The following is a 21,160-nucleotide window of genomic DNA, read 5'->3' as shown; positions in this document are numbered from 1 at the left end:
GAGTGGGCTAGCGGGTGAGCCGGTACCAGCCGGTGCGGGTGACGCCGTCGGCCTGGTAACCGGCGGCGAAGGCGCTTTCGAAGGACTCGCGCATGGTGCTGCGCCACAGTGCGGCCTGCTCCGGGTTGGCGGCACGCAGGGCCACTATGTCCCGGGGTGCGCGGCACCAGAGGGTGCCGCCAGTGTCGAGAAGCTGCGCCCCACCGCCGGCTGACTCGAGAAGCTGGGGCTCGCCGTCGGGCCCGTACTTCAGGACGTTGGTGCCTTCAACAGCCGGGAGTTCGACGTCGCGGGGCGTCCCTTCGCCGCAGGCGATGCTCACCTCGGACGAAAGCGGCCAGACGGCCACGAGGCGGTCGCTTTCGTCGTTGGCGTTGATCTCGTCGTCCATCAGGCCGTAGAAGTTCCGCTCGTACTGGCGGACGTGGGCGCCGAGCTTGCTGAGGTTGAAGCGGGCGTTGCGGCTGACGAGGGGATCGAAGGTCCAGGTCATGGTGTCGATGCCGCGGTCCAAGGACCAGGCGCGCTGGTGCTGCTTGAGGGCGAAGCCGACGCCTTTGTCCGCGATGCCCGGGGCTACGCCCGCGATGAACGAGTAGGTGGCCGCGTCGCCCGGGGTGACGATCGCGACGGCGGCCCCGCAGAGGGTGCCGTCCGGCAGGTAGGCGGCGGAGATGTTGCAGCCGGCATGCGAGATGGCGCGCAGGATGTCGAAGGGGACGGGGGCGCCGTGCGGGGACGTGCCCCAGATGCTGACGAGCAGGCCTTCGATGTCCCGGAGCTTTTCGCGGTCCGTCTCTTCGGCGACCGTGACACCGGCCCGGTCGGCGGCCGCGGTGGCCGCTTCCCTGGCCTGGCGTGCTGCGGGGTGTGCTTCAACAGTGAGTGACATTCCTCAACTATGGCGAGGCGCCCGCGCCGCTGGCTTTAGCGTGTGGCACCAAGCTTGATCGGTGAGCTTGTTGTTTCCCACAATGGCGGCTAGTTTGCTGGGCATGGCTTCCATCCCGTCCGCTTCACACCAGATCCCGCTGCAGGAACTCCTCAAGGTGCTGGAAGGCTCGGGCCTGGGCATCCGCACGCATGGCCCCGCGCCGGAACTCGCGCTGCTGAGCCCGAGCCTCTACGACCCCACGGCCGAACTCGAGTCCCTTCCGGGCGGCATCCTGCTGGGCATCGGACTGCACCCGGCAGATCCGCGGACTGCCACCGTCGTGCAGGAAGCGGCTGCGGCTGGATTCGCGGCGCTCGTGGTCAAGGTAGTCTCCCAAGACAGCATTGACGAACTGGCCGCCGCCGCGGACCGGGCCGGCATCGCGCTGCTCGTGGTCGAGGACGGGGTGTCGTGGCGGCAGCTGGACGGGCTGCTCGAATCCGCCGTGGGGACGCTCGCAGAGGCCAACAGCTCGCTGGTGCCGCTCGGCGTCGGGGACTTGTTCGCGCTGGCCAATGCGATCGCCGCGATGGTGGGCGGGGCCACCACCATCGAGAACCTGCAGGAACAGATCCTGGCCTACTCCACCCTGCCGGGCCAGCCCATCGACGAGGACCGCCGCAGCGGCATCCTCGGCCGGCAGGTGCCCTACCTTCCGGAGAACGCCGGTCAGTACGCCGCAGTGTTCCGGTCCGAAGGCGCCGTGCACGTCAAGGGTGTGGGCGAGGCCGCCATGGACCGGCTGGCCATCGCCGTGCGAGCCGGGACACAGCCGCTCGGGTCGATCTGGGTGGTGGACGCGGACGGCGCCTTCGACGCCGAGGCCAGGCGCGCCCTGGAGAGCGCTGCCGACATCGCCGCGCTGCACATGCTCCGTGCCCGCAGCAGCTACGACCTCGCCCGCCAGCAACGTGCCGAACTGCTGCGCCGGCTCCTGGAAAGCGACAGCGACTCGCAGCTCGTGGCGGAACAGCTGGCGCTCGGACGCAAGGGCCCGTTCGCCGTCGTCGCCTTCCAAACGGAGGTGGTGCCGGGTTCGGAGGAGATCGCGCTGGCACGGGTGCTGGATCTGGTGAGCACCCAGTGTGAGTCGTACCGGCAGGGAACCCAGTGCGTGATGATCGGCACCTCCATCTACGCCCTGTTCACCGAGGCCCGGCTGGCTGCGCTGCCGCAGATCGGGGCCCTGGGCCGGCGGCTGATAGAACGGGCCGCGGCGTCGCTGCGGCTGGAGCTGCGGGTCGCGCTGGGGACGCCGGTTGCCGCGGTGAACGAGATCAGCCGTTCAAAGTACGACGCCGACCTGGTCCTTTTGATGCTGGCCGACGGCGGTGGTGGGGCCGGGTCTGCCGGGGCGGGTGCTGCTGGGGCGGGCGCTGCCGGGGCGGCGTACGCCAGCGCGGAGGAGATGCGCAGCCGGCTCACGCTGCTGGAGGTGGCGGCGCTGTTCCGCAGCAAGCCGCGGTTGATGTCCCCGGTAGCGGCGGCGATGCTGGAGCACGACGCCCGCTCCGGCACCGACTATGCGAAGACCCTGCGGACATACCTGGCCTGCTCCTGCGACTCGGCCAAGACAGCGCACGCCCTGTCCCTGCACCAGAACACCCTGCGATACCGGCTGCGGCGCATGGAGGAAATCTTCGGCATCGACCCCGCCCAAGCGGACGACATGCTCGTCCTGTGGCTGAGCCTGGCCGTGCAGGAGCTGGGTGGGGCCGGGCCTGCACACATTCTGCTGGATCACCCCGCTGGTTGAACCCTCCGGGCCCCGGTGCGGCGCGGGTGGGCTCGGTGGTGTTACGGGGTGATCCAGCAGAATCGACTCTGGCGTGCCGAACCGCACTCGTTGCGCGTGGTCGCTCTTCGGCAAAGACGGAAACGATTCGTGACCAGCCACAACGTTCGGATATCGATTGGATTTATGGCTTCTTCCAGCCCGATAACCGGCCCACAATTGAGGCATCTATTCGCTGGTCTCACGTGCTTAAGGAGACTGCCGTGCGTCACCCAATCCGTTCCGCAGCAACGTTGTCCCTCTTGCTTTTCCTTGGGGCTTGCGTCCAACCGGCGCCCGGGTCCAGCCCGTCGGGGGCTGACGGTGCCACGCCGGGAGGATCGGCATCTGATACTCCCACCACAGCGCCGTCGTCAGGCACGCCTGGGAGCTCGGCGGAGGCCTGGGCCGCTTACAAGACCAAGGACGGCACGCTCACCTTCGACTACCCCGCGCGCTGGACGATCACGGATCCGGCAGGGCAAGCCGCAGCGGGTGGTGTCTTCCTCAGCGTGTCGAACGAGGCAGGCAAGCAGTTGGCAACGCTGCGGACCAACATGGTTGCGGGCTCCGAGTGCACCACCAAGTCGCCGTACTCGCTGCTTGATTCGGAACCGCTTCCGGCGCTGGCACAGAAGGGATCCACGCCCCGCTTCGTTTTCGAAGGCCGGCAAGGCACGGACCCGGCGACGCCTGGTCCCTTTGCCTACGGGATCACCTCGTCTCCCGCTCCAAGCGGCCCCGATGCCTGCCCCATCTTCCACTTCTTCGGTTGGCCACCCAGCGGCGCCGCTTTTGGCGGGGCGTACAACCCGATGGAAGCGGTAGAGGGTGCGACACCGGGGCCGGACACGCCCGAGGCCTACATGGATACGCAGGAGTACAAGGACATCAAGAGGATGATCACGTCCCTGCGGCCAAATTCCTGAGCGGAGCGACGGGCTCCGAAAACGCTACGAGGACTGCATGACCGACAGGTGCCCGGCCTTGGCCGCCACCAGGCACTTGGCCAGGTAGAACGGCTTGCCCGCTCGGCGCACGTACTGGGTGAGCACCAGCACCGGGTCGGAGGGGCGCAGGTCCAGGAGCTTGGCGCGGCTCGGGCCCGCGGTGCTGAGGCTGATCTGGCATTCGCCCGGGCCCAGCGTCATACCGGGTCGCTCGGCGAGGATTTCAAGGAGGGTCTTGGGAGCCAGGCTGGTGCGCCCGGCGGGGTCGGCCGCGGCGGCCAGCCAGTCGCCGTCGTCGGCTGTTTTGCCGGAACCGGACGCAGAACCGGGCTCCCGGCCGGTGCCCGCCGGCACGTTTTCCTGCAGGTGCCCGATCGCCTCGCCGTTGCGGATGAGCACGCTTTCCCAGAGCCAGCAGTCCTCGTTGGGCTCGACGCCGATGCCCGGGGCGACGAACTCGGAGGCCGGCTGGAAATCGGCCAGGGTGCGTTTGACCTGGACGTCCATTTCGGAGCCGCCGAGGAGCTGGTCGAAGGGGCGGATCTTTTCGATGCCGATGCGGGGGAGCGAGTCCGCCACGAAGCGTCCGACGCCGCGGCGCGCCCGGGTGAGGCCGTCCTCCTCGAGCAGCATGAGGGCTTCGCGGATGACCGTGCGGCTGACGTCCATCATGACGCCGAGTTCGGTTTCCGTGGGTAGCAGCGAACCGGGCGGGAGCAGCTTGGTGCGGATGGCCTCGGCGATGCGGGAGTACGCGGCAACGCGCAAGGGCTGGCCCTGTTGGGCGCCGAGGGGTCGGGACAGGAATTGGACGGCGGTGTCGCTCACGGGGCCTCGCTTGGGTGGGGTATCGCCACTGTATCGGGGTTGTATAACAAATCAAATCCGGCGCGTGGAGCCGGCAATGAAGGCCGTCCCGTACCTGCAAAATGGCGTCTTCGATTGGCCTGCCGCGGCATATTGACTCCGTCTTGGGGCAGGCCTACCCTCTGCCTTAACGGGCGTGGTTGGCCCGTTTCTTCAGTGTTTTCGGCGCTGCGTCTGGGGGCGCTCCGCTGGGCGATAGAGCCAGCGAGGAGGGTCCCATGTCTTGGGAAATGTCCGGAAAATATGTCCAAAGTTGCAGTTGTTCGCTGATTTGCCCGTGCCCGGTCGACGGCGAGCCCACCGGCCCGGACAGGGAATGCCGGGGCGTTGCCGTGTTCCATATTGAGGGCGGCAAACTCGACGACACCGATCTCTCGGGAGTCGATTTCGCTTTCGCCAACTGGTTCCCCACGAACCTCACGGCCGGCGGCTGGAAGGTCGGGGTGGTCGTTGATCAAGGGGCCGCCGATGGCCAGGCAGCTGCCCTGGAGCGGATCCTGCACGGCGACGAGGGAGGCCCGTTTGCGGACTTCGCCGCGCTGTACGGGGAGTGGCTGGGTGTGCAGCGTGCAAGTATCAGTTTCTCTGACAGCGCCACACCGTCCGCTTCGGTGGAAGGGAGCGTGAGTTACACCTTCGAGCCGCTGCCCGGACCCGACGGCGGCGTCACAACGGTCAAGAACGCGATGTATGGCTTCGCCCCCGAGTTCATGATCGGACGGGCGCCGACCAAGTCGACCCTGTTCGGCCTCGATTTCGACGGCGTCTACGGCGAGAGCGCCGAGTTCAGCTTCGCCAGCGAGATGCCTGAAGGTGCCGCCAGGGGCCGGGCATGACGGCCGGCCGCCGGTGAACAGGAAAGGAGTTCGGGGAACCGGGGCGCGCATGGCGGGCGCCCCGGTTTTCCGGGTCGATCCCCGCTCGGTTGATCCACGCGTGGCGGTCCTCGTCGCGTTCCTGCTCGCGCTCGCCGGTGCGAGCTGGATTTTCTCGGCCGTGCAGATGAACGGCATGGACATGGGGCGTTGGACGGACCCCGGTCCGCTGGGGTTCTTCCTCACCACGTGGGTGGTGATGCTGGCCGCGATGATGTTTCCATCGGTGGCGCCGATGGTCGTTGCCTATGACAAGATCCAGCGCCACCGCCGCGGCTCCGGACGCTACGCCCCGCGGGGTTCCACTGCTGTGTTCGTGGCCGGGTACCTCCTTGCGTGGACGGCCTTCGGTCTGGCTGCCTACGCGCTTTACGCCTTGGTTGCGGCAATCATTCCCGGTGCGCTCACGTCCGGACCCGGTGGCCGCTACGTGGCGGCGGTGGTGATCCTCGCGGCGGCTGCCTATCAGTTCACGCCGGCGAAGAACGTCGCCCTGATGAAATGCCGGACCCCCATGGACTTCATCCTGCGCCGGGTGCGGTACGGGTACGTCGGCGCGCTGCGCCTGGGAGTCGAACACGGCACGTGGTGCGTCAGCTGCTGCTGGGCGCTGATGATTGCCCTGTTCGCGCTCGGCGTCATGAGCCTTGGCTGGATGGCAGTGGTGGGTGCGTTCATCGCCCTCGAGAAGATGTTTCCGTGGCAACGCTTCGCCAACCGCGCCGTCGCCGTCGCCCTGGTCGTGATCGCGCTTGGTGTTGCCCTCGTGCCGGGAATGACCTCCTGACCACAGGGCTCCTAGCCGTACCGGGCTCCCTCGGCGTACCGGGCGCTTACCCGTACAGCAGCGAGCCCGGCGTCGTGAGCTTTTCGCCGGTCTCCAGCCAGGTCTTCAGGCCGGACAGGATCATGGGCCACCCGCCGTAAAGCTGGTCGTTGGCGCCTTCGCGCAGATCGCTGTGGGTGACAGTGAGGTGGCAGGAATCGCCCACCTGCTCGATCTCCCACGTGATCTTCGAGGTGCCCTCGGCCTTGACGTCCTCGTCCCAGAGCGCGCGCATGCTCTGGACCAGGCGCCGCGGGGGATCGACTTCCAGGTTCTCGCCTTCGCCCAGCACCATGCCGTTGGCCCTGGGGTTGTGCATTTCGTAGTGACCGCCCGGCGTCCAGTCCGCGGTGTGGGTGTTGCCGAACTGGTACTTGCTGCGGATGTCGCTGGTGGTGATGGCCTCCCAGAGGAGTTCCGGGGTGGTCTTGATGTAGATCTCGAAGATCTTTTCCATGGGACTTTCCAATCTGGATTTGAGGTCGCTGAGGGCAGCGGCCCATGGTTCTGCATATTTGCTGACCCAGCGGTCGTGGACCAGGCGGATGGGGACCGGATTGAGGAAATGCAGCTTTTCGCGGCCACGACGGCGGCTGGCCACCAGTCCGGCTTCCTCAAGGATCTTCAGGTGCTTCATGATCCCGAAGCGGGTCATGCTGAAGCGCGCTTCGAGGGCACCAAGGCTCTGGCCGTCCTCGCGGAAAAGCTCGTCGAGCAGTTCCCTGCGGGTGGGGTCGGAGAGTGCCTTGAAGACGGCGTCCATGTGCCCAGAATAGGTGACCATTTGGTCACATGTCAATGGGTTCCGGGAGGGTCCGCACGGCGATCCTTGAGGCGCATCAGGGCCGGTGCGAGGATGAACGGGTGGAACCCTTTTTCGACTTTGTAGGAAACTACTCGTGGCTCATTTTTCCCATCGGCGGTATGGCCGGCGGGTGGGCGCGCCAGTGGTCCAGGGCAAGTGAACGGCGGCATCGCCGCAAGGTTGAGCTCTACAAGTTGAAGAACCAGACCGTCGCGGTAGAGCAGGCCAATCGGGCCGAGGTGGCCGCTCTGATCGCGGCGCACGATTCGGTGAACCACAAATGGCTGGACTACGAACTGGACGTCGGCAAGATCATCGACTTCCCGCTCATGACGGATGTCCGCGAGCCCCTCACGGTCGCATTCCTTCGGGCCAAGAAGGATGCCGACGCATTGCGGCCGGCCGACCCGGCGGACATCACGACGGCGGCCCGGCTGGCTGAGTACCGCGCCGCAGTGCACGGGTTCGAGCTGGCGTTCGACGTCGCCGAGCGCGAAGCCCGGCGCATCAAGGATGGCAACTTCACGGGCCCCGAACGGCAGCGCTTGGCGACGGCCCGGAAGCTCCTCCGGATCGCCGAAGACAGTGCCGCTACACCGGCTGAAAGGCAGACGGCCTACAGGCGCGCCCGCAAGGAACTGGACGGTTTGATCGTCCTGCCGGAAGCGGCGGTCGCGGCTGTGGAGAAAAAGATCGCCGGAATGCTCGACGCCCGGAACGATCGGGCCTGACTTGCCGCATGAAGTACATTCGGGGGATGGACAATTTGCTCATCCGCCACAACACCGAGCGGGAACGCTTCGAACTGCTGGAGGCCGACCGCGTGATCGGCAAGGCCGCGTACAAGGATTACGACGGCGGCGCTGACGCCGGCTCGGGTTCGGAGGCCGCCGCAGCAACGCAGCGGATTTTCTACCACACGGTCATCAACGAGGAGTACGGCGGGCAAGGCCTGGCGGGGAAGCTTGCCACCGAAGCGCTGGACCAGACGGTCGCCGCGGGCCTGCGGATCGTTCCGGTGTGCCCGTTCATCAAGAAGTTCCTCCTCAAGCACACCGAGTACGAGGCCCACGTGACCAGGCCGACGCCGGCCCACCTCGCCTTCCTCGAGGACGCGCTCGCGCAGCGAGTCAAGGCCTAGGGTTCAGCGGCGACGCAACGGCCAAAAGCACGTCAGGGCTCCCGGATTTCCGGGAGCCCTGCCGTGTTTCCCCGGGCTTCAGCGGGGGAGCCAGTGTCGCGAGCGGACAGTTAAGGCCGGACGCTGTTGCGGCCCCTGGTGAGGATCAGGGACAGCACCACCATGCCCACGCCCAGCAGCAGGTGCAGGATGTTGTCGAAGCTGTTCAGCGGCACGAAGTTACCGGCAGAATCCTGCGGGACCACCAGGCCGTAGACGAACAGAACAAGGTAGATGATTCCGCCATAGAGGAGGAACGCCTTGGAACCGCTGGCGCTGCGAGCGAGGAACAGGCCGGCCGCGCCGAAGAACAGGTGCACGATGTTGTGCAGGGCCGATACCTGGAACAGGCCCAGCAGCATTGCTTCGGAGTGGTGTCCGGCGAAGCCCAGTTCACCGATGTCCGTGGTGATGCCAGGAACAAAACCAAGCACACCGACCAGCAGGAACACGGCGCCTACGGCCAGGGATGCCTTCTGGACAATGGTGCGGCCTGCTGTGCGGGTAAGCGGGTGAGTAGCCATGATGAGTTCTCCTGAATGCGATGGTTCCTTGGATCAGCGGCTCGGGGGTTCCGCTGTCCCGAGGGGTTACGCCTGTTATTCGGCGCGCATCGCAAGCCGGATGGGTGGTTCAGGAAAAGAATTTAGGAGTCCAGTTCTAGGAATCCAGCCGGGCGGCGGCGACCGTGGGCAAGGTGGGCGACGACGATCCGCCGGCGGGTTCCACGGTGATCCCCAGCGTGGAGGCGGGCCCGATCCCGCTCACCACGGCCGGCTTGGTCAGCGCTTCGGCGTCCATGAGTCCTTGCGAGACGGGCGCCGAGCCGTTCTTGGGGATCAGCCACATCTGGTAGACCTTGCCCGCGGGCGGAGGAGGCACGTCCTTCATCCGCACCACCACGGCATCCTTCGACGCCGAAATCGACAACATAACGGTGCCGCCGCCGGTCACGCTTGCCGTGGCTTCGCGGACGTCCTGTGCCTGCAGCACCTGCTTGACCGGGTCGTTCTGGCTGGCCACATAGCTGCCGATACCCACCCCGCCCAGGGCCAAGGCAGCCGCGGCGGCGGCGCCGATCAGCCACCTGCGGGTGGCGGAAGGCCGGCGTCGTTCTTCTCGCTTGTGGCGCGCGGCGGCCAGTTCATCGCCCGACGCCGGTCCGGCAGCTTCCGCCGCCGGTTGCGAAGGCGCTGCTTCCGCCAGCTGTGCAGGGGCTTGCGCAGGCAGCTGTGCCGGTAGTTGCGACAGGGTGCGCTCCAGCAGCCCGGCGGGCGGCTCTTCCTCCGCCGTGAACGCCAGGGCCAGGGTTTCGCGGGCCTGGCGGACCCGTTCGTTGAAGGCGTCGCGCTCGGCCTGCGGGGCGGTGGAGATGTAGGCGTCGATGGCGGCGCGTTCGTCGTCGCTGACGGCGTCCAGCGCGTAGATCTCTGCCAGCTCGACGGCCCGGCCGGCCTTCAGGTCCGTGGCAATATCCGCGGCGAAACCGCGAGGGCGCGTGCCGCCGTCGTTCGTGTCCATGCTGTTCATCTCAACTCACCTCCAAACAGCTCTTCAGGCGGATCAGTCCGTCGCGGATCCGGGATTTGATGGTCGGCAACGTGGAATTCAACCGCTCGGCGACTTCCCGGTAGCTCAGGCCGCCGTAGTACGCCAGCCGGACCGATTCCTGTTGAGTTTCGGTCAGGGTCTTCAGGCAGCGCACCACGGCTTCGGCTTCAAGCAGGCCGTCCACTTCGTCGGACACGGAGTCGTGCTCGATCTCCTGGCTGTCGGCGCCGTACCTGGCTTCGCGGTCCGTGGCTGCTTGGGCCGAGCGGACCTTGTCCACGGCCCGGCGGTGCGCGATGGTCATCAGCCAGGCCAGCGGACTCCCTGCCGCGATGTTGAAGCTTCCGGCGTTCTGCCAGACCTGCAGGAAGACTTCCTGGGTGGCGTCCTCGCTGAGCTCCAGGTCCACCAGGACCCGCCGCGCCATGCCGAACACCCGGCGCGAGGTCAGCCGGTAGAACTCCGCGAAGGCGGCCCGGTCGCCGTCGGCGATCTGTCCGAGGAGCCCGGCCAGCTGTGCGTTCAGATCCAGCCCGGTGGTCGCCGCGACAGACGCAGGCCCGTCCGCCGTTTCGGGAACATGGGGAGTGTCCATCACGGTCCAGCATAGGCCGCGCAGCTGCAGCGTTGTCACCGGTCCCGCCTCCCTGTTCCGCCTGTTGACACAAGGCATTCGGCGCCGCGGGGGTTTTGGACGGGTCTTGTCCAGTCCCTGCGTGCGTCCCGGAACACGGCGTCGGGGCAGGATTTCCGCAGGATTGGCCCAACTTGTCCCGTGGCGGGGAATGGCTGCGTATCTTCGTTTCGGGGGATGCACAGCGGACCGAGAATGCGGCGCGGGAGTCTCTCGAAAATCGCAAGCGACACCGTCGTCGAAAGGTCTGAGAATGTCCCAGCCAAACTACAGCCAGTCGTACCAGTACCCGAATTACGCGAACGTGCAGCAGAACAATTCACTGGAGCACTTTCAGGGAACCAAGTTCAAGGAAAAGTCGATCATCTTTGGGGTGATCGGATTCTTCTTCCTGGGAATTGTCTTCGGCCCCTTGGCCATTTCCAATGCACGGAAGGCCGAGGCCCTGCATCACTCGGCAACGCTGGGCAAGGTCCTTGGCTGGGTGGACACCATCTGTTCGGCACTGGGAATCGTGCTGGTCCTGTTCATCATNATCGTGCTGGTCCTGTTCATCATGATCTCGGCGGCGTCGAGCGCGGGGCGTTAGGCGCAGGCGGATCCTGGGGGAGGGTCGCCGTCGTGCGCCGGCTTCCGGCGCACGACGGCGGCTGAATGTTGGCGGAACGAAGGCGGGGTGCGTTCCGCGAGGACTACGATGGGTCATGGCTCGTTTCGGTATGAAGATGGCGTGCACGTTCCTGGCTCTTCTTGGCTTGTTGACGGCCGGGATGGCCCCTTCGACGGCGGCACCGCCGCCCCGGAGCGCAGAACCGGTGGGCAACGACGTCTCCTGGCCGCAGTGCGGCAAGACCCTCCCCACGGGACAGGCCTTCGCGATCGTGGGAGTGACCGGCGGCCTGGCCAACAACACCAATCCCTGCCTGGCCCAGCAACTGGCATGGGCCGCGGGCTCCACCGGCGGAACGGCGCAAGCAAAGGTGGCCCTGTATGTGAACACGGCCAACCCGGGGCATGCGGGCACGTGGTGGCCCACCTCGAACGGCTACGCCGGCCGGCAGATCACCAATCCCTACGGGACCTGCGGCGGCGCCGTGGACGCCTCCTGCTCCTACATGTACGGCTATGCGAAGGCCTACGACGATGCCACCATCCGCGGCGTCAGCAACCCCGGGAGCTATTTCTGGTGGCTGGATGTGGAAACCGGCAATAGCTGGCAGGCCAACACGGCACTGAACAGGGCCGACCTCGAAGGCATGGTCGCCTACTTCAAGAGCATCACCTCCGGCGTTGCCGGTGCCGGCGTGGGGATCTATTCGACCGGCTACCAGTGGGGGACCATCGCCGGGACCGTGCCATCCAGCAGTTCCCTTACCGGGCTGCCGAGCTGGCTCGCCGGCGCCAAGACCCTGCGCGGAGCAAAATCGAACTGTTCCTTGCCCGGCCTGACAACCGGAAGCCGGATGTCGGTGACCCAGTATGTGTCCGGGGGTCTCGACTACGACTACTCCTGCCCCTGAAACTCCGGTGCTTCCCCGCGCTTGGAAGGCGTTGGCAATTGGCCGCAACTCGGAAACCTTTCTTCATGCACGAGGGCTCCTGATATTGGCAGAATTGCGCTGAGTGTGGTGGCAGGGTGCGGGTGTTAGTTAGAGCATGATGAGCTTCGAAAGGCACGTGAGTACATGACTGCATGGCTGGTTCGGGCAGGAAGCACGGGGGAGCGGGAACAATGGGCTCTTAGTAATGCGGTCACCGGCGCCGGGTACGGCGACGTGGACTCGCTTCAAGATTCAGACACCAGGGAAAAGGTCTTCTCGAAAGTTGAAGCCGGAATTCCCGGCCAGAAGCTTGGAGCCGTCAGGAACTTTGCCGCCCAGCTTTGGGCTCTTCGGGGGCGCATGGAGCTCGGAGACCTCGTGGTCATGCCGCTGAAGCGCTCGGCAGCAGTCGCCATTGGAATCATCGAAGGACCCTACGAGTACGACTCCAACGAACCGGATCCAGAACGCCGCCACATCCGCCGCGTCCGATGGGATGCGCCCGATATTGCCCGTTCCCGAATAAATCAGGATCTGCTCTACTCCCTCGGAGCCTTTTCGACGGTCTGTCGTATCGAACGGAATGACGCCGAGTTCAGGCTCCGCACTGCCATGACGTCTGGCAAGGACCCGGGGGCCCGGCTGGAGATGCAGGACCTTCCTTCCAAAGGCGGCAGCTTTTCGGTCGATGAAACCGAACAAGAGAACGTGCCCGTGGATATTTCACGTTATGCGGCCGATTCGATAGCAAGCCGTCTGATCGAGACTTTTGCGGGGCACAAGATGGAAGCGTTGGTTGCCGAAATCCTCAAGGCCGATGGCTTTGTGTGTACAGAACATGGGCAGGGAACTGATGACGGCATCGATTTGGTTGCCGGAAAGGGGCTCTTGGGTTTGGACAGTCCGCGCGTCATCGTTCAGGTGAAAAGCCAGGCCAGTCCAGTAGATTCTCCGACCGTGTCCCAGCTGCATGGGTCGTTGTCCATCCACAAGGCTGACCAGGGCCTTCTCGTAGCTTGGGGCGGACTTACCATGGCAGCCCGAAAGTTGGTGGACTCGCAAAGGTTCGCCATTCGCGTCTGGGACGCGGACGAACTTGTGAGCCAGGTCCAGGATCACTATGCAGAATTTCCTGCACGAGTACGGCAGGAACTACCGCTGAAACAGATTTGGACGCTTGCCGATGAAGCCGGCTAATGGAAGGGCCCGGAGATGTTGAGAACCCAAGAACGTGTCCACCGCACGAGGATCTTGACCCTGTTGGCGGAACAGGCTGACGGGACACTGACTGCCGAGGAATGCCTCAGGCTGCTGGAAGAACGATATGGTCACCTTTTCAACGAGATTGACTTGGAAGAACACTCCAAGGGCGTGAAGAAATGGATTACACGCGCCAGGAAATCTAGCAGCCTCATGTTTCAAGAAGGCCTCATTGAACGGCCTAGCCGCGGGACCTGGAAACTGACGGCCATAGGCTGGGCCGAAGCACGAAAGTAGCCGTCAGCCCCGCCGCGCCGCCCCCTCGAACACCAGCCGCACTGCATTGCGCACCCGCTCCCGCGCGGCGGCCGGATCCTCCGACCCAGCAGAACGCACCACCAGCTGGTAGTAGTACATGCCGTTGATGAGGTCGATCATGGCCTCCACGTCCACACCGGGATCGATCTCGCCGGTCTCCATGCCGCGCCGGATCTCCGCCGCCACGGGCTCCCGGCGGCGCGATACGTGCCGCTCCCAGGACAGCGCCCGCAGCTTCTCGTTCTCCAGGCCCAGGGCCACGCGCTTCTTGATCAGCGTGCCCACCCGGCCGTCCACCACTTCGGACGCCTGCTCGTACGTGTCGAGGATCGTGTCCAGGCAACTGCCCGACGGCGTGATCTCCACTTCGCTGCGCACGCTGTCCAGCGCGGCCGCGATCAGTTCCTCGCGGCTGGGCCAGCGCCGGTAGATCGCCGCCCGGCTCACGCCGGAGCGCTCGGTGATGGCGGTCATGGTGACCTCTCGGGTGTCGCGCTCCAGGAGCAGGTCCACGGTGGCGGACAGGACTGTGGCCTCCAGGGTCGTGTCCCGCGGGCGACCGGGAGCGCGGACGAGTGTTTCAGGCATCCGTCACCAGCTTCCCCCGCAGTTCCCCGATGAGCCCATCGCCCAGCCCGGCCTGGCGTACCGGCTCAAGCACGCTGCCGTGCCGTTCCACCAGGATCCGCTGCATCGCGTCCATGGACGCCGCGTGCGCGCCCATCATGGCGCCATACTGCTCGCCGCCGGTAGGCATCGGCAGCAGCCCGCCCATGATCGCCTGCAGGCGCGGGAACAGCCGCGGCAGCCGGGCGGCCGTCTCGGCATAGTCCGCGGAAATGGTTTCCTGCGAGGCACCCAGTGCGGAAAGCACGACGGCGGCGAACACTCCCGTGCGGTCCTTGCCTGCCGCGCAGTGGAACACCGAGGCGCCGTCGCTCATGGCAACGATCGTGAGCCCCAGCGCGAGCTGCCGGGCCTGGCCCTCCACCAGCGCCGCATACCAGGCACCCACTTGCTCCGGAGTGGTGGAGGAGGACATCAGCTCGCGGCTGATGTCTTCCGGCATGGACACGGAGGCCGTCAGCGGCAGGTGGTGGTAGTTGACGCCGGGCACCGTGAGGGGACCACGGCCGGTGAAGAGCGCCTCCTCAGCCGAGCGGAGGTCGATGACTTGGCGGACGCCGTCGTCCACCATCTGCCGGGCGAAATCGGCGGGCATGATGGAGACGTCGTCGCTGCGCAGCAGCACGCCGCTGCGCGTCACGCCGCCGTCCACCGGCAGCCCGCCGAGGTCGCGGAGGTTGACGGGGCTGAGATCAAGGGTTTCCAAGGGACGGTTCCTAACTGAGTTTGGCGCGGATGAAGGCGCTGGCGCGGTCGATGATGGTCACCAGCACGATGATGCTGATGATGATGGCGCAGAGGTGGCCGTAGTCGTACATGCGCATGGCGGTAGTGAGTTCCAGGCCGATGCCGCCCGCGCCCACCAGGCCCAGGATGGTGGCGCCGCGGACGTTGCCTTCGAACAGGAGCAGCGTGTAGCTGACCAGCACGGGAGCGGCTTGCGGGAGCACCGCGTAGGCCACGATCTGCCGCTTGTTCGCGCCCACCGCGGTGAGCGCCTCCACCGGCCCGGGCTGCACGGATTCCATGGCCTCGGCGTAGACCTTGCCGATGGAGCCCACCGAGCCCAGCACGATTGCCAGGATGCCGGCGAACGGTCCCAGGCCCACGGCGGAGACGAACATGAGGGCAAAGATGAGGTCCGGGATGGAGCGCAGCACGTTCAGCACCCAGCGGCAGGCGGTGTAGATCCAGCGCGGGGCGATGTTGCTGGCCGCGCCGAAGCTCAGCAGCAGCGAGGCCAGGGCGCCGAGCACGGTGCCCACCATGGCCATCTGCAGGGTCTCGACCAGGAGTTTGACGATGACGTCGAACTTGTCGAAGGTGGGCGGGAACAGGCGGCCCAGGAAGTTGGCCATGTTCGGGATGCCGCTTAGTAGCTTGTCCGGGTTAAATCCCGCGCCGAGCCCCGACCACACCAGTACGACGGCGACCAGCACCCAGAGTGCCGCGCCGCGCGGAGTCGGGAGGTTGAACGGGCGGGAGAGGCGGGCGCGGTCCGCTTCGGAAAGGGAGCCCGGCAGGACTGCCGGGGCCCTTGCCGGGGCGGTGGCGGCAGCACCGGCGTCGGGCATTTCAGTTTCAGTTTTCAAGGAGCTCAGTGTCTGTTCCATAGATCTGGTGCACCTCCTTTTCGGTGAGCTGGGCGGCGGGGCCGGCGAAGACCAGCCAGCCGGAGTGCAGGCCGATCACGCGGTCGGCGTAGCGGCGGGCCAGGCCCACCACGTGGAGGCTGACGATCACGGGGATCTGCTCGTCGCGGGCGATGTCCCGCAGCAGGCCCAGGATGGTCCCGGCCAGGCGCGGGTCCAGGGACGCCACGGGTTCGTCGGCCAGGATGAGGCGGGGCCGCTGCATGAGGGCGCGGGCGATCGCCACGCGCTGCTGTTCACCGCCGCTGAGCTCGCGGCAGCGCTGCCGGGCCTTGTGGGCAAGGCCCACGCGGTCCAGCAACTCCAGCGCGGTGGCGCGCTGGGCGCGGCTGAAGGTGCCGAGCAGGTTGAGCGGGCCGGCGCTGTGCAGGCCCCCGGTGAGCACGTTGGTGAGCGCGGTGAGGCGCGGCACCAGATTGAAGTGCTGGAAGACGTAGCCGGCGTCGGAGCGCAGCTCCCGCAGGCCGGCCGGGTTCTGCTTGGCCACCTCGCGGCCGGCCACCTCGAGCTTGTCCGCCGTGAACGGCGCGATGCCCGTGAAGGTCTTCATGAGGGTGGACTTGCCGGAGCCGGAGTGGCCCAGCAGGGCCAGGACCTCGCCGGGGCGAACGTCGAGGTCGATGCTGTCCAGGGCCAGCTGCTCGCCGTACTGCACGCGCAGGGCGCGGGCGGTGACGGTCGGCGTGGTCTGCGTTGGCGGGGCGGGCGGTTTGCCCTGTGTTGCGGGCTTGTTGAGGACGGCGGCACTCACCGGAGGTCCTCGATGTCCACGCCGATGGATTCGGCCACGTTTACAAGCGGTTCGTAGGTGCTGAACTCGGGGTCCTCGGTGGGGGTGCCCTTGAGGCCGAGGGTCTTGGCGATCTTCTCGTCGGCGGCCATCATGGCGGGGAGCTTGGCCTTGAGGGCGGTGCGGGTTGCCTCGTCCAGGTCCTTGCGCACCACGATCGAGATGCCCACGGGAATGGGATCGGTCTTGCCGATGATGGTGACGTCGCTTTCCTTCAGGATGCCCTTGTCGATAAAGGTGGGGTAGAGCTGGCGGGCGGTGCAGGCCACGTCCACGCTGCCGTTGGCGAGGGCCAGCACGGCGGAGTCGTGGGAGCCGGCGAAGGTGCTCTTGTAGTCCGTGCCGTCGGTGAGGCCGGCCTTCTTGAAGAGGGCCTTGGGCATGAAGTCGCCGGTGGTGGAGCCGGGGTCCACGAAGGCGATCTGGTGGCCCTTGAGGTCGGCGGGCTTGGTGATGCCGCTGTCCTTCTTGGCCAGACAGAAGGCGGCCGGTTCGGGGCTGGCGGGCCAGACGAGGATGGGGTCCACGCTGCCGGTCTTGTAGGCCAGGGCGGAGGAGAACTGGCTGAGGACGGCGACGTCCACGGAGCCGTTGCGGACGGCCTCGACGACGCCCAGGTAGTCGGCGGGCTGGAGGTTCTTGGTGGGGCGGCCGGAGGCTTCGCCCACCATGGTGGAAAGGTGCTGCATGATGGACTGCTCTTCGGGGTCGTCCGTGCCCGGGGGAGTGGCGAAGACGAGTTCCTTCTTGGCTTCCGGGGCGCCTGCGTTGGCGGTGCCGGAGCAGCCGGCCAGGGCGCCGGTGAGGGCCAGCAGTCCGACGAGCGAAGTAGCGATGATGCCTGCACGAGCGTGCATGGTGATGCCTTCCGTCAAGGTTGGGGTCGGCTGCCCGGAGGTGGCAGCCGCGGTGACGGAATTACGAAACCAGCGGTATCTGAATCGGAATTACGAGACTGGCAGTCTGCTGGTTGCGGGGAGGTTACGAGTTGGGGTGGGGTAGGAGATGAGGCAGGATTCCCGGCCTTTGGAAGCTCGTGAGGTCACGTAGAACCATTGGCCAGAGGTCTGTTCTAAACTCCGGCTGCAAATTAGGGTCATCCCATGCGAGTAGATCCTTGGGTGCCGTTTGAATCTCTCCACGACAGTCTTCTCACGCTTGAGTCCGCTGCGGTGCTGTGTTGGCCCGCAAGGGGCAGGACCGCAGAGGCACGCGGAGTGGCGGACCAGTGGCAGGCGGCGAGGCTAGTCCTACCAATTGTGGACGAAAGCTCGCTACGCGGAGCAATCAGTCGGTTGCGACTATTCCTTCTTGAAACTGGATTGAGCCTGCCGACCGCCGCAAAGGTTGAATCCATCGGCCAACTAGAAGGAGCACTTTTAGAAATGCGCGCCATTGTTGAGGGAAGCGAGCGCGATCCCCGACGGGCGGTTGCATCTTTGGCGCTCTTGAATTTGGCGTGCAATGGTCTGGTTGAGACCTGCGACGTTGGGCCTGAAATCCTGCAGAGCGAAACCATAAACAAGGCGTGGCGCAGCATCATCGGTGTCTTGCTGAAGGTTTCCCGACGGCACGAGGGTCCGTCCCCTAGGCTGCTCCGACCGGCACCAGAGGAGTGGAGCGCGCACGATCCCGAGTTAGTCGGGGACAACTCTCCGCCTTGGACTTGGGGAATTGGCCCCTTGTTTCATACCTTGGCAGGTTGGGACTCAACCTGGCAGATGCAGCGAGGGCTTTTCGATGACAGGAATTCCGACAATGCGCGCTACTGGGCGCCACTTCCCACACTGGCGATTGCATTGCTAGGGTGGTCCGATCCTGCGATAGGTGTTGCTCGCTGGATCGTTCAAGGTATGCCTCGTTCCTGCCCAGAGTTGACTGTCCTTGCTCGTGTATGGGGGCACGATGCGCTGCGCTACTTTTCTGCGCCTCAAATGGATTGGATTCCGTATTCTCACCATCTACTCAAGTTTGAGGTTGGGACCTCCGGGAGACTGATTAGCGAGGTCCTCGAACGGTGGTGTGGCGAAGGGGGCCTTAGCGATTGTCAAGGCCTTCACATTCAGGCGCACCTTGATATGCAGCTGTTTGCCCCAGACCGACAGATTCGGGAGCGACCCAGATGCTTCCGGGAAATGAATGCCGAACGAGGGCGGCTTGTCCTAACGCTCGGAGACATCGCCGGTTGGTATTCGCAGCTTCAAAGGGAGGGCGATAGCTTAGCCCTAGCGTTTTCCGGAACAGAACTCGAGCTAACCATTGTCGCGCCGCCCGTCGGAGCACTGGGCACGTTTAGCAGATCTACCATCACCGGGGTGTGGCATTCGGTCCCACACGAAGTTCATCTTTGGGGCCACCAAGACTATGGTCGCCCAGCCCGGCAGATTCCAAACTCATTATGAATTCGCTTGTGGAGCCCATGATCAAGCTCCGCGCTCGGGACGGCCCAAGGTACAGTTGTTCCGCGGCCAAGGGCGGCATGTCCGTAGAGCTATAACTGCGCCTCATTGGAATGGAATTTGCGCCAATAATCGGCAATATGTTGGCTAGGCACCGCGGTCAGCGATCCACATTTCGAAGACCACCATGTTCATTCGGCAGGGTGGATTCTTACGTGCTCAAGCTGTGAATGCAGCCGCTGCGTCCCCGTCGTGCCCTGTGTGGCGAGTGGCGCTCGTGTCGAACTCGGTTCACTGCTACGTGAAGGCATAATTGCGGCATGACAGAACCCTCGGCGTACGAGCTCGAAGCGTGGCACAACATCCAGCGGTTTAAAGGCCGTCCGCTCTCACAGACAATAAGAAATACTGGCGAGAAGCTGGTCAGCGGAGCTGTGAAGCTCGGTGAGGGTGCAGCACAGTACTTGGAGGAACGGCCTGGAGCTCAGGGTGCTGTTGTCCGGGGACAACAGATCGTCTCCAGCACCGCTCACGCCCTCGGGACTGGGGCACGCAAAGTGGCCAATTCCATCCCGGATGGCGTCGCCGACTGGAGCGCCGCTGCTATTACATCGATGCGCCAATCGATTGCGCGGGTCTCCCGGGCAGGACTCTCACCAAAGCAAGTGGTCGCGAAACACAACAAGCGAAAGCATGCCATCACGGTCCTTTCCGACCTGCGTAGCCTCGACCTTGAACAGATCGACGCTGTCCGAGGACGAGCGGCGAGCTGGGGATATCCCCTTGCTGCCGCACTTTCTGGAGCCGGTGCAGGGCTGGCGATTTCCGGTGGGGAGCTTGCAGTCCCCCTCAGCGGAGGGGCCGCGGCTGCACCTTCGGGGGCCGTAATTGCGGGCGCCTTCGTTGGTGATGCCGCATTTGTTCTGGCGCTTGGCTCTCGTTGCGTCGGCGAGGTCTCATTGCATTACGGCTATGATCCTGAAGAACCCGCAGAAAAGCTCTTCATAATGTCTGTAGTCAATGCCGGAACGGCTGTATCCGCCGGCGCAAAGTCCGCAGCAATGGCGGATATTTCGCGGCTCACCCAAGCTCTTGTCCGCAAAAAGACTTGGGAGATCCTTGACAGATCAATCGTTGCCCAGGTTTCGAAGCAGTTCGCGAAGGCATTCGGTGTCCGCCTTACAAAGCAAGGACTGGGCAAAGTCGTACCCGTAGCAGGGATTCTCGTGGGCGGCTCCCTCAACTGGGCCACACTCGAAGGGATCTTTGACGCCGCCAACATCGCATACCGTCGGCGGTTCCTTTTGGAGAAGTACCCACACCTTGGCGAGGAAGAAGAACGAGGATTTTTTCCTGATGACGACCAGCCTGGCCCCGACGGCGGCGATGAGCCTATCAGCGTGCTCGGTGAGATAGTCGAGGCCGGCGGGCCCGACCTACTCTAAACGCGCGCTGTGCGTTTAGACCGTGCGAGCGTGCCCTGCACATTATGCGTTCGGAGGTTGAACTCGGACTTGAGCCATGGTGCGCATGACAGCCCAAGGCGATCGGATTGTTAGAAAAGGCATTTCTCGACGAAAAACCTTTTCTAAGGGCTAGGAATGTCCGCGCAGGCCGTTACCTTAAACGCATGACTAGAGATAGCGCGACAAGGAAAAGAGTTGAGACAGCGGAGTGTCCAATCTGTGGGCATGAGGCCTGGCACATCATTTACGGCATGGTTATGCCCCATGTCAGGGAGCAATACCCGAAAGCAGAATTTGCCGGCTGCATAATGGCGCAGGAACAACGCATCTATCCTGCCACCGGCAAAGTCGAGTGGGGGACACCGAACTGGGCCTGCCAGAACCCGGAGTGCGGTCACCGATGGTGGTAACCGGCTCTTCGCGATTGATGGTGAATCGGGCTCTGACACCGAGTCCACCCGCCAGCTCCGTGACGCTGCTGTCGGAGCTGTGATCGCCTCCGGCACGGCCGCGTCGGGAACGGCGAGTCCTTCGGGGGCTCGTGATGGCTGGTTCAGTGGGCCCTCGATTCTTCAGCACGGATGCTTTCAGACGCGGACCGACTTGCCCGGATGCTGTGCGCTGATGAACGCCGATAGCGGTCCGCCGGGTTCTTCTGCGACCCGAAACGAACCGTGGATAAGGGGCTCTTCGTGGTTGGCAGGGAAATGATTCCGTGTCGTAGATAAAGATGGGGCCCGTGGCCCTGCTGGGATGAGTGTGTCTAAGCAT

22 protein-coding genes are annotated in these 21,160 nt (G+C 65.0%); 11 read left to right on the top strand and 11 right to left on the bottom strand.

All coding sequences use genetic code 11. The annotated features are described in order from the left end of the window. Window positions 1-7 precede the first annotated feature (7 nt). Window positions 8-892: a hypothetical protein gene (locus D3654_RS10720; protein ID WP_120521481.1), complete on the bottom strand. Its 885-nt coding sequence runs from the start codon at window positions 890-892 to the stop codon at window positions 8-10. 103 nt (window positions 893-995) lie between these two features. On the opposite strand from D3654_RS10720, the gene D3654_RS10715 reads away from it, so the two are divergent. After that, entirely contained in the window at window positions 996-2,690 is a 1,695-nt protein-coding gene (locus D3654_RS10715) for a PucR family transcriptional regulator (protein WP_162943710.1), read from the top strand. Window positions 2,691-2,932: 242 nt separating this feature from the next. After that, window positions 2,933-3,637, top strand: a complete 705-nt coding sequence (locus tag D3654_RS20480) for a hypothetical protein (RefSeq protein ID WP_162943709.1) — start codon at window positions 2,933-2,935, stop codon at window positions 3,635-3,637. Between the two features lie 24 nt (window positions 3,638-3,661). Here the strand turns inward: D3654_RS20480 and D3654_RS10705 are convergent, their stop codons facing one another. Further along, complete coding sequence (locus D3654_RS10705; RefSeq protein WP_120521478.1) at window positions 3,662-4,486, bottom strand: GntR family transcriptional regulator; 825 nt, start codon at window positions 4,484-4,486, stop codon at window positions 3,662-3,664. Between the two features lie 257 nt (window positions 4,487-4,743). Between D3654_RS10705 and D3654_RS10700 the strand changes: the two genes are divergently transcribed. After that, window positions 4,744-5,361 carry a DUF1326 domain-containing protein gene (locus tag D3654_RS10700; protein WP_120521477.1) on the top strand — a complete coding sequence of 206 codons (618 nt, stop codon included), beginning with the start codon at window positions 4,744-4,746 and terminating at the stop codon, window positions 5,359-5,361. A gap of 100 nt (window positions 5,362-5,461) precedes the next feature. Next, complete coding sequence (locus D3654_RS10695; RefSeq protein ID WP_245413177.1) at window positions 5,462-6,187, top strand: DUF2182 domain-containing protein; 726 nt, start codon at window positions 5,462-5,464, stop codon at window positions 6,185-6,187. Window positions 6,188-6,233: 46 nt separating this feature from the next. Here D3654_RS10695 and D3654_RS10690 read toward each other — a convergent pair whose 3' ends face one another. After that, window positions 6,234-6,989, bottom strand: coding sequence for an ArsR/SmtB family transcription factor (locus D3654_RS10690; protein ID WP_120521546.1), 756 nt, complete (start codon window positions 6,987-6,989; stop codon window positions 6,234-6,236). 101 nt (window positions 6,990-7,090) lie between these two features. Between D3654_RS10690 and D3654_RS10685 the strand changes: the two genes are divergently transcribed. After that, the gene (locus D3654_RS10685; protein WP_120521475.1) at window positions 7,091-7,762 is read left to right on the top strand and encodes a hypothetical protein; all 672 of its coding nucleotides are present in this window, start codon (window positions 7,091-7,093) and stop codon (window positions 7,760-7,762) included. A 26-nt stretch (window positions 7,763-7,788) separates the two neighbouring features. Next, window positions 7,789-8,172 carry a GNAT family N-acetyltransferase gene (locus D3654_RS10680; RefSeq protein ID WP_120521474.1) on the top strand — a complete coding sequence of 128 codons (384 nt, stop codon included), beginning with the start codon at window positions 7,789-7,791 and terminating at the stop codon, window positions 8,170-8,172. A gap of 110 nt (window positions 8,173-8,282) precedes the next feature. On the opposite strand, the gene D3654_RS10675 is transcribed toward D3654_RS10680, so the two are convergent. The 3 genes from D3654_RS10675 to sigK all read right to left on the bottom strand — a co-directional run bounded on the left by D3654_RS10675 (window position 8,283) and on the right by sigK (window position 10,357). Beyond that, window positions 8,283-8,735 carry a DUF4383 domain-containing protein gene (locus D3654_RS10675; protein WP_120521473.1) on the bottom strand — a complete coding sequence of 151 codons (453 nt, stop codon included), beginning with the start codon at window positions 8,733-8,735 and terminating at the stop codon, window positions 8,283-8,285. A gap of 136 nt (window positions 8,736-8,871) precedes the next feature. Continuing rightward, window positions 8,872-9,732 carry an anti-sigma factor gene (locus tag D3654_RS10670; protein WP_425359409.1) on the bottom strand — a complete coding sequence of 287 codons (861 nt, stop codon included), beginning with the start codon at window positions 9,730-9,732 and terminating at the stop codon, window positions 8,872-8,874. A gap of 10 nt (window positions 9,733-9,742) precedes the next feature. Continuing rightward, window positions 9,743-10,357: an ECF RNA polymerase sigma factor SigK gene (gene sigK, locus D3654_RS10665; RefSeq protein WP_120521471.1), complete on the bottom strand. Its 615-nt coding sequence runs from the start codon at window positions 10,355-10,357 to the stop codon at window positions 9,743-9,745. Between the two features lie 743 nt (window positions 10,358-11,100). On the opposite strand from sigK, the gene D3654_RS10655 reads away from it, so the two are divergent. The 3 genes from D3654_RS10655 to D3654_RS21030 all read left to right on the top strand — a co-directional run bounded on the left by D3654_RS10655 (window position 11,101) and on the right by D3654_RS21030 (window position 13,434). Continuing rightward, a complete protein-coding gene (locus tag D3654_RS10655) occupies window positions 11,101-11,916 on the top strand; it encodes a glycoside hydrolase family 25 domain-containing protein (RefSeq protein ID WP_120521469.1) in 816 nt (271 codons plus the stop codon). Between the two features lie 165 nt (window positions 11,917-12,081). Further along, on the top strand, window positions 12,082-13,134 hold the full coding sequence (locus tag D3654_RS10650; RefSeq protein WP_120521468.1) for a restriction endonuclease: 1,053 nt from the start codon (window positions 12,082-12,084) through the stop codon (window positions 13,132-13,134). A 15-nt stretch (window positions 13,135-13,149) separates the two neighbouring features. Next, window positions 13,150-13,434 carry a winged helix-turn-helix domain-containing protein gene (locus tag D3654_RS21030; protein ID WP_120521467.1) on the top strand — a complete coding sequence of 95 codons (285 nt, stop codon included), beginning with the start codon at window positions 13,150-13,152 and terminating at the stop codon, window positions 13,432-13,434. A 3-nt stretch (window positions 13,435-13,437) separates the two neighbouring features. Here the strand turns inward: D3654_RS21030 and D3654_RS10640 are convergent, their stop codons facing one another. From D3654_RS10640 to phnD, 5 genes are read right to left on the bottom strand one after another with little or no spacing between them, the layout of a single operon-like run. Next, complete coding sequence (locus D3654_RS10640) at window positions 13,438-14,043, bottom strand: TetR/AcrR family transcriptional regulator (RefSeq protein ID WP_120521466.1); 606 nt, start codon at window positions 14,041-14,043, stop codon at window positions 13,438-13,440. Then, the gene (locus D3654_RS10635; protein WP_120521465.1) at window positions 14,036-14,788 is read right to left on the bottom strand and encodes a tyrosine-protein phosphatase; all 753 of its coding nucleotides are present in this window, start codon (window positions 14,786-14,788) and stop codon (window positions 14,036-14,038) included. Before D3654_RS10635 ends, D3654_RS10640 begins: the two co-directional genes overlap by 8 nt. Before the next feature lie 10 nt (window positions 14,789-14,798). Then, complete coding sequence (gene phnE, locus D3654_RS10630; RefSeq protein WP_245413176.1) at window positions 14,799-15,674, bottom strand: phosphonate ABC transporter, permease protein PhnE; 876 nt, start codon at window positions 15,672-15,674, stop codon at window positions 14,799-14,801. Then, window positions 15,664-16,485 carry a phosphonate ABC transporter ATP-binding protein gene (gene phnC / locus D3654_RS10625; RefSeq protein WP_245413175.1) on the bottom strand — a complete coding sequence of 274 codons (822 nt, stop codon included), beginning with the start codon at window positions 16,483-16,485 and terminating at the stop codon, window positions 15,664-15,666. Before phnC ends, phnE begins: the two co-directional genes overlap by 11 nt. Next, window positions 16,482-17,381, bottom strand: a complete 900-nt coding sequence (gene phnD / locus D3654_RS10620; protein WP_120521463.1) for a phosphate/phosphite/phosphonate ABC transporter substrate-binding protein — start codon at window positions 17,379-17,381, stop codon at window positions 16,482-16,484. The genes phnC and phnD overlap by 4 nt, the downstream gene beginning before the upstream one ends. A gap of 1,862 nt (window positions 17,382-19,243) precedes the next feature. Between phnD and D3654_RS20790 the strand changes: the two genes are divergently transcribed. Both D3654_RS20790 and D3654_RS21025 read left to right on the top strand, forming a co-directional pair. After that, window positions 19,244-20,368 (top strand): EcsC family protein, encoded by a 1,125-nt coding sequence (locus tag D3654_RS20790; RefSeq protein WP_120521462.1) that lies wholly within the window; start codon window positions 19,244-19,246, stop codon window positions 20,366-20,368. 107 nt (window positions 20,369-20,475) lie between these two features. Continuing rightward, on the top strand, window positions 20,476-20,799 hold the full coding sequence (locus D3654_RS21025; RefSeq protein ID WP_425359406.1) for a DUF7368 family protein: 324 nt from the start codon (window positions 20,476-20,478) through the stop codon (window positions 20,797-20,799). Window positions 20,800-21,160 lie beyond the last annotated feature (361 nt).

This window comes from Arthrobacter celericrescens (assembly GCF_003614925.1).
Taxonomy (GTDB): domain Bacteria; phylum Actinomycetota; class Actinomycetes; order Actinomycetales; family Micrococcaceae; genus Arthrobacter; species Arthrobacter celericrescens.
The sequence above is the reverse complement of the archived record's forward strand: the minus strand, read 5'-3'. Positions and strand labels throughout refer to the sequence as shown.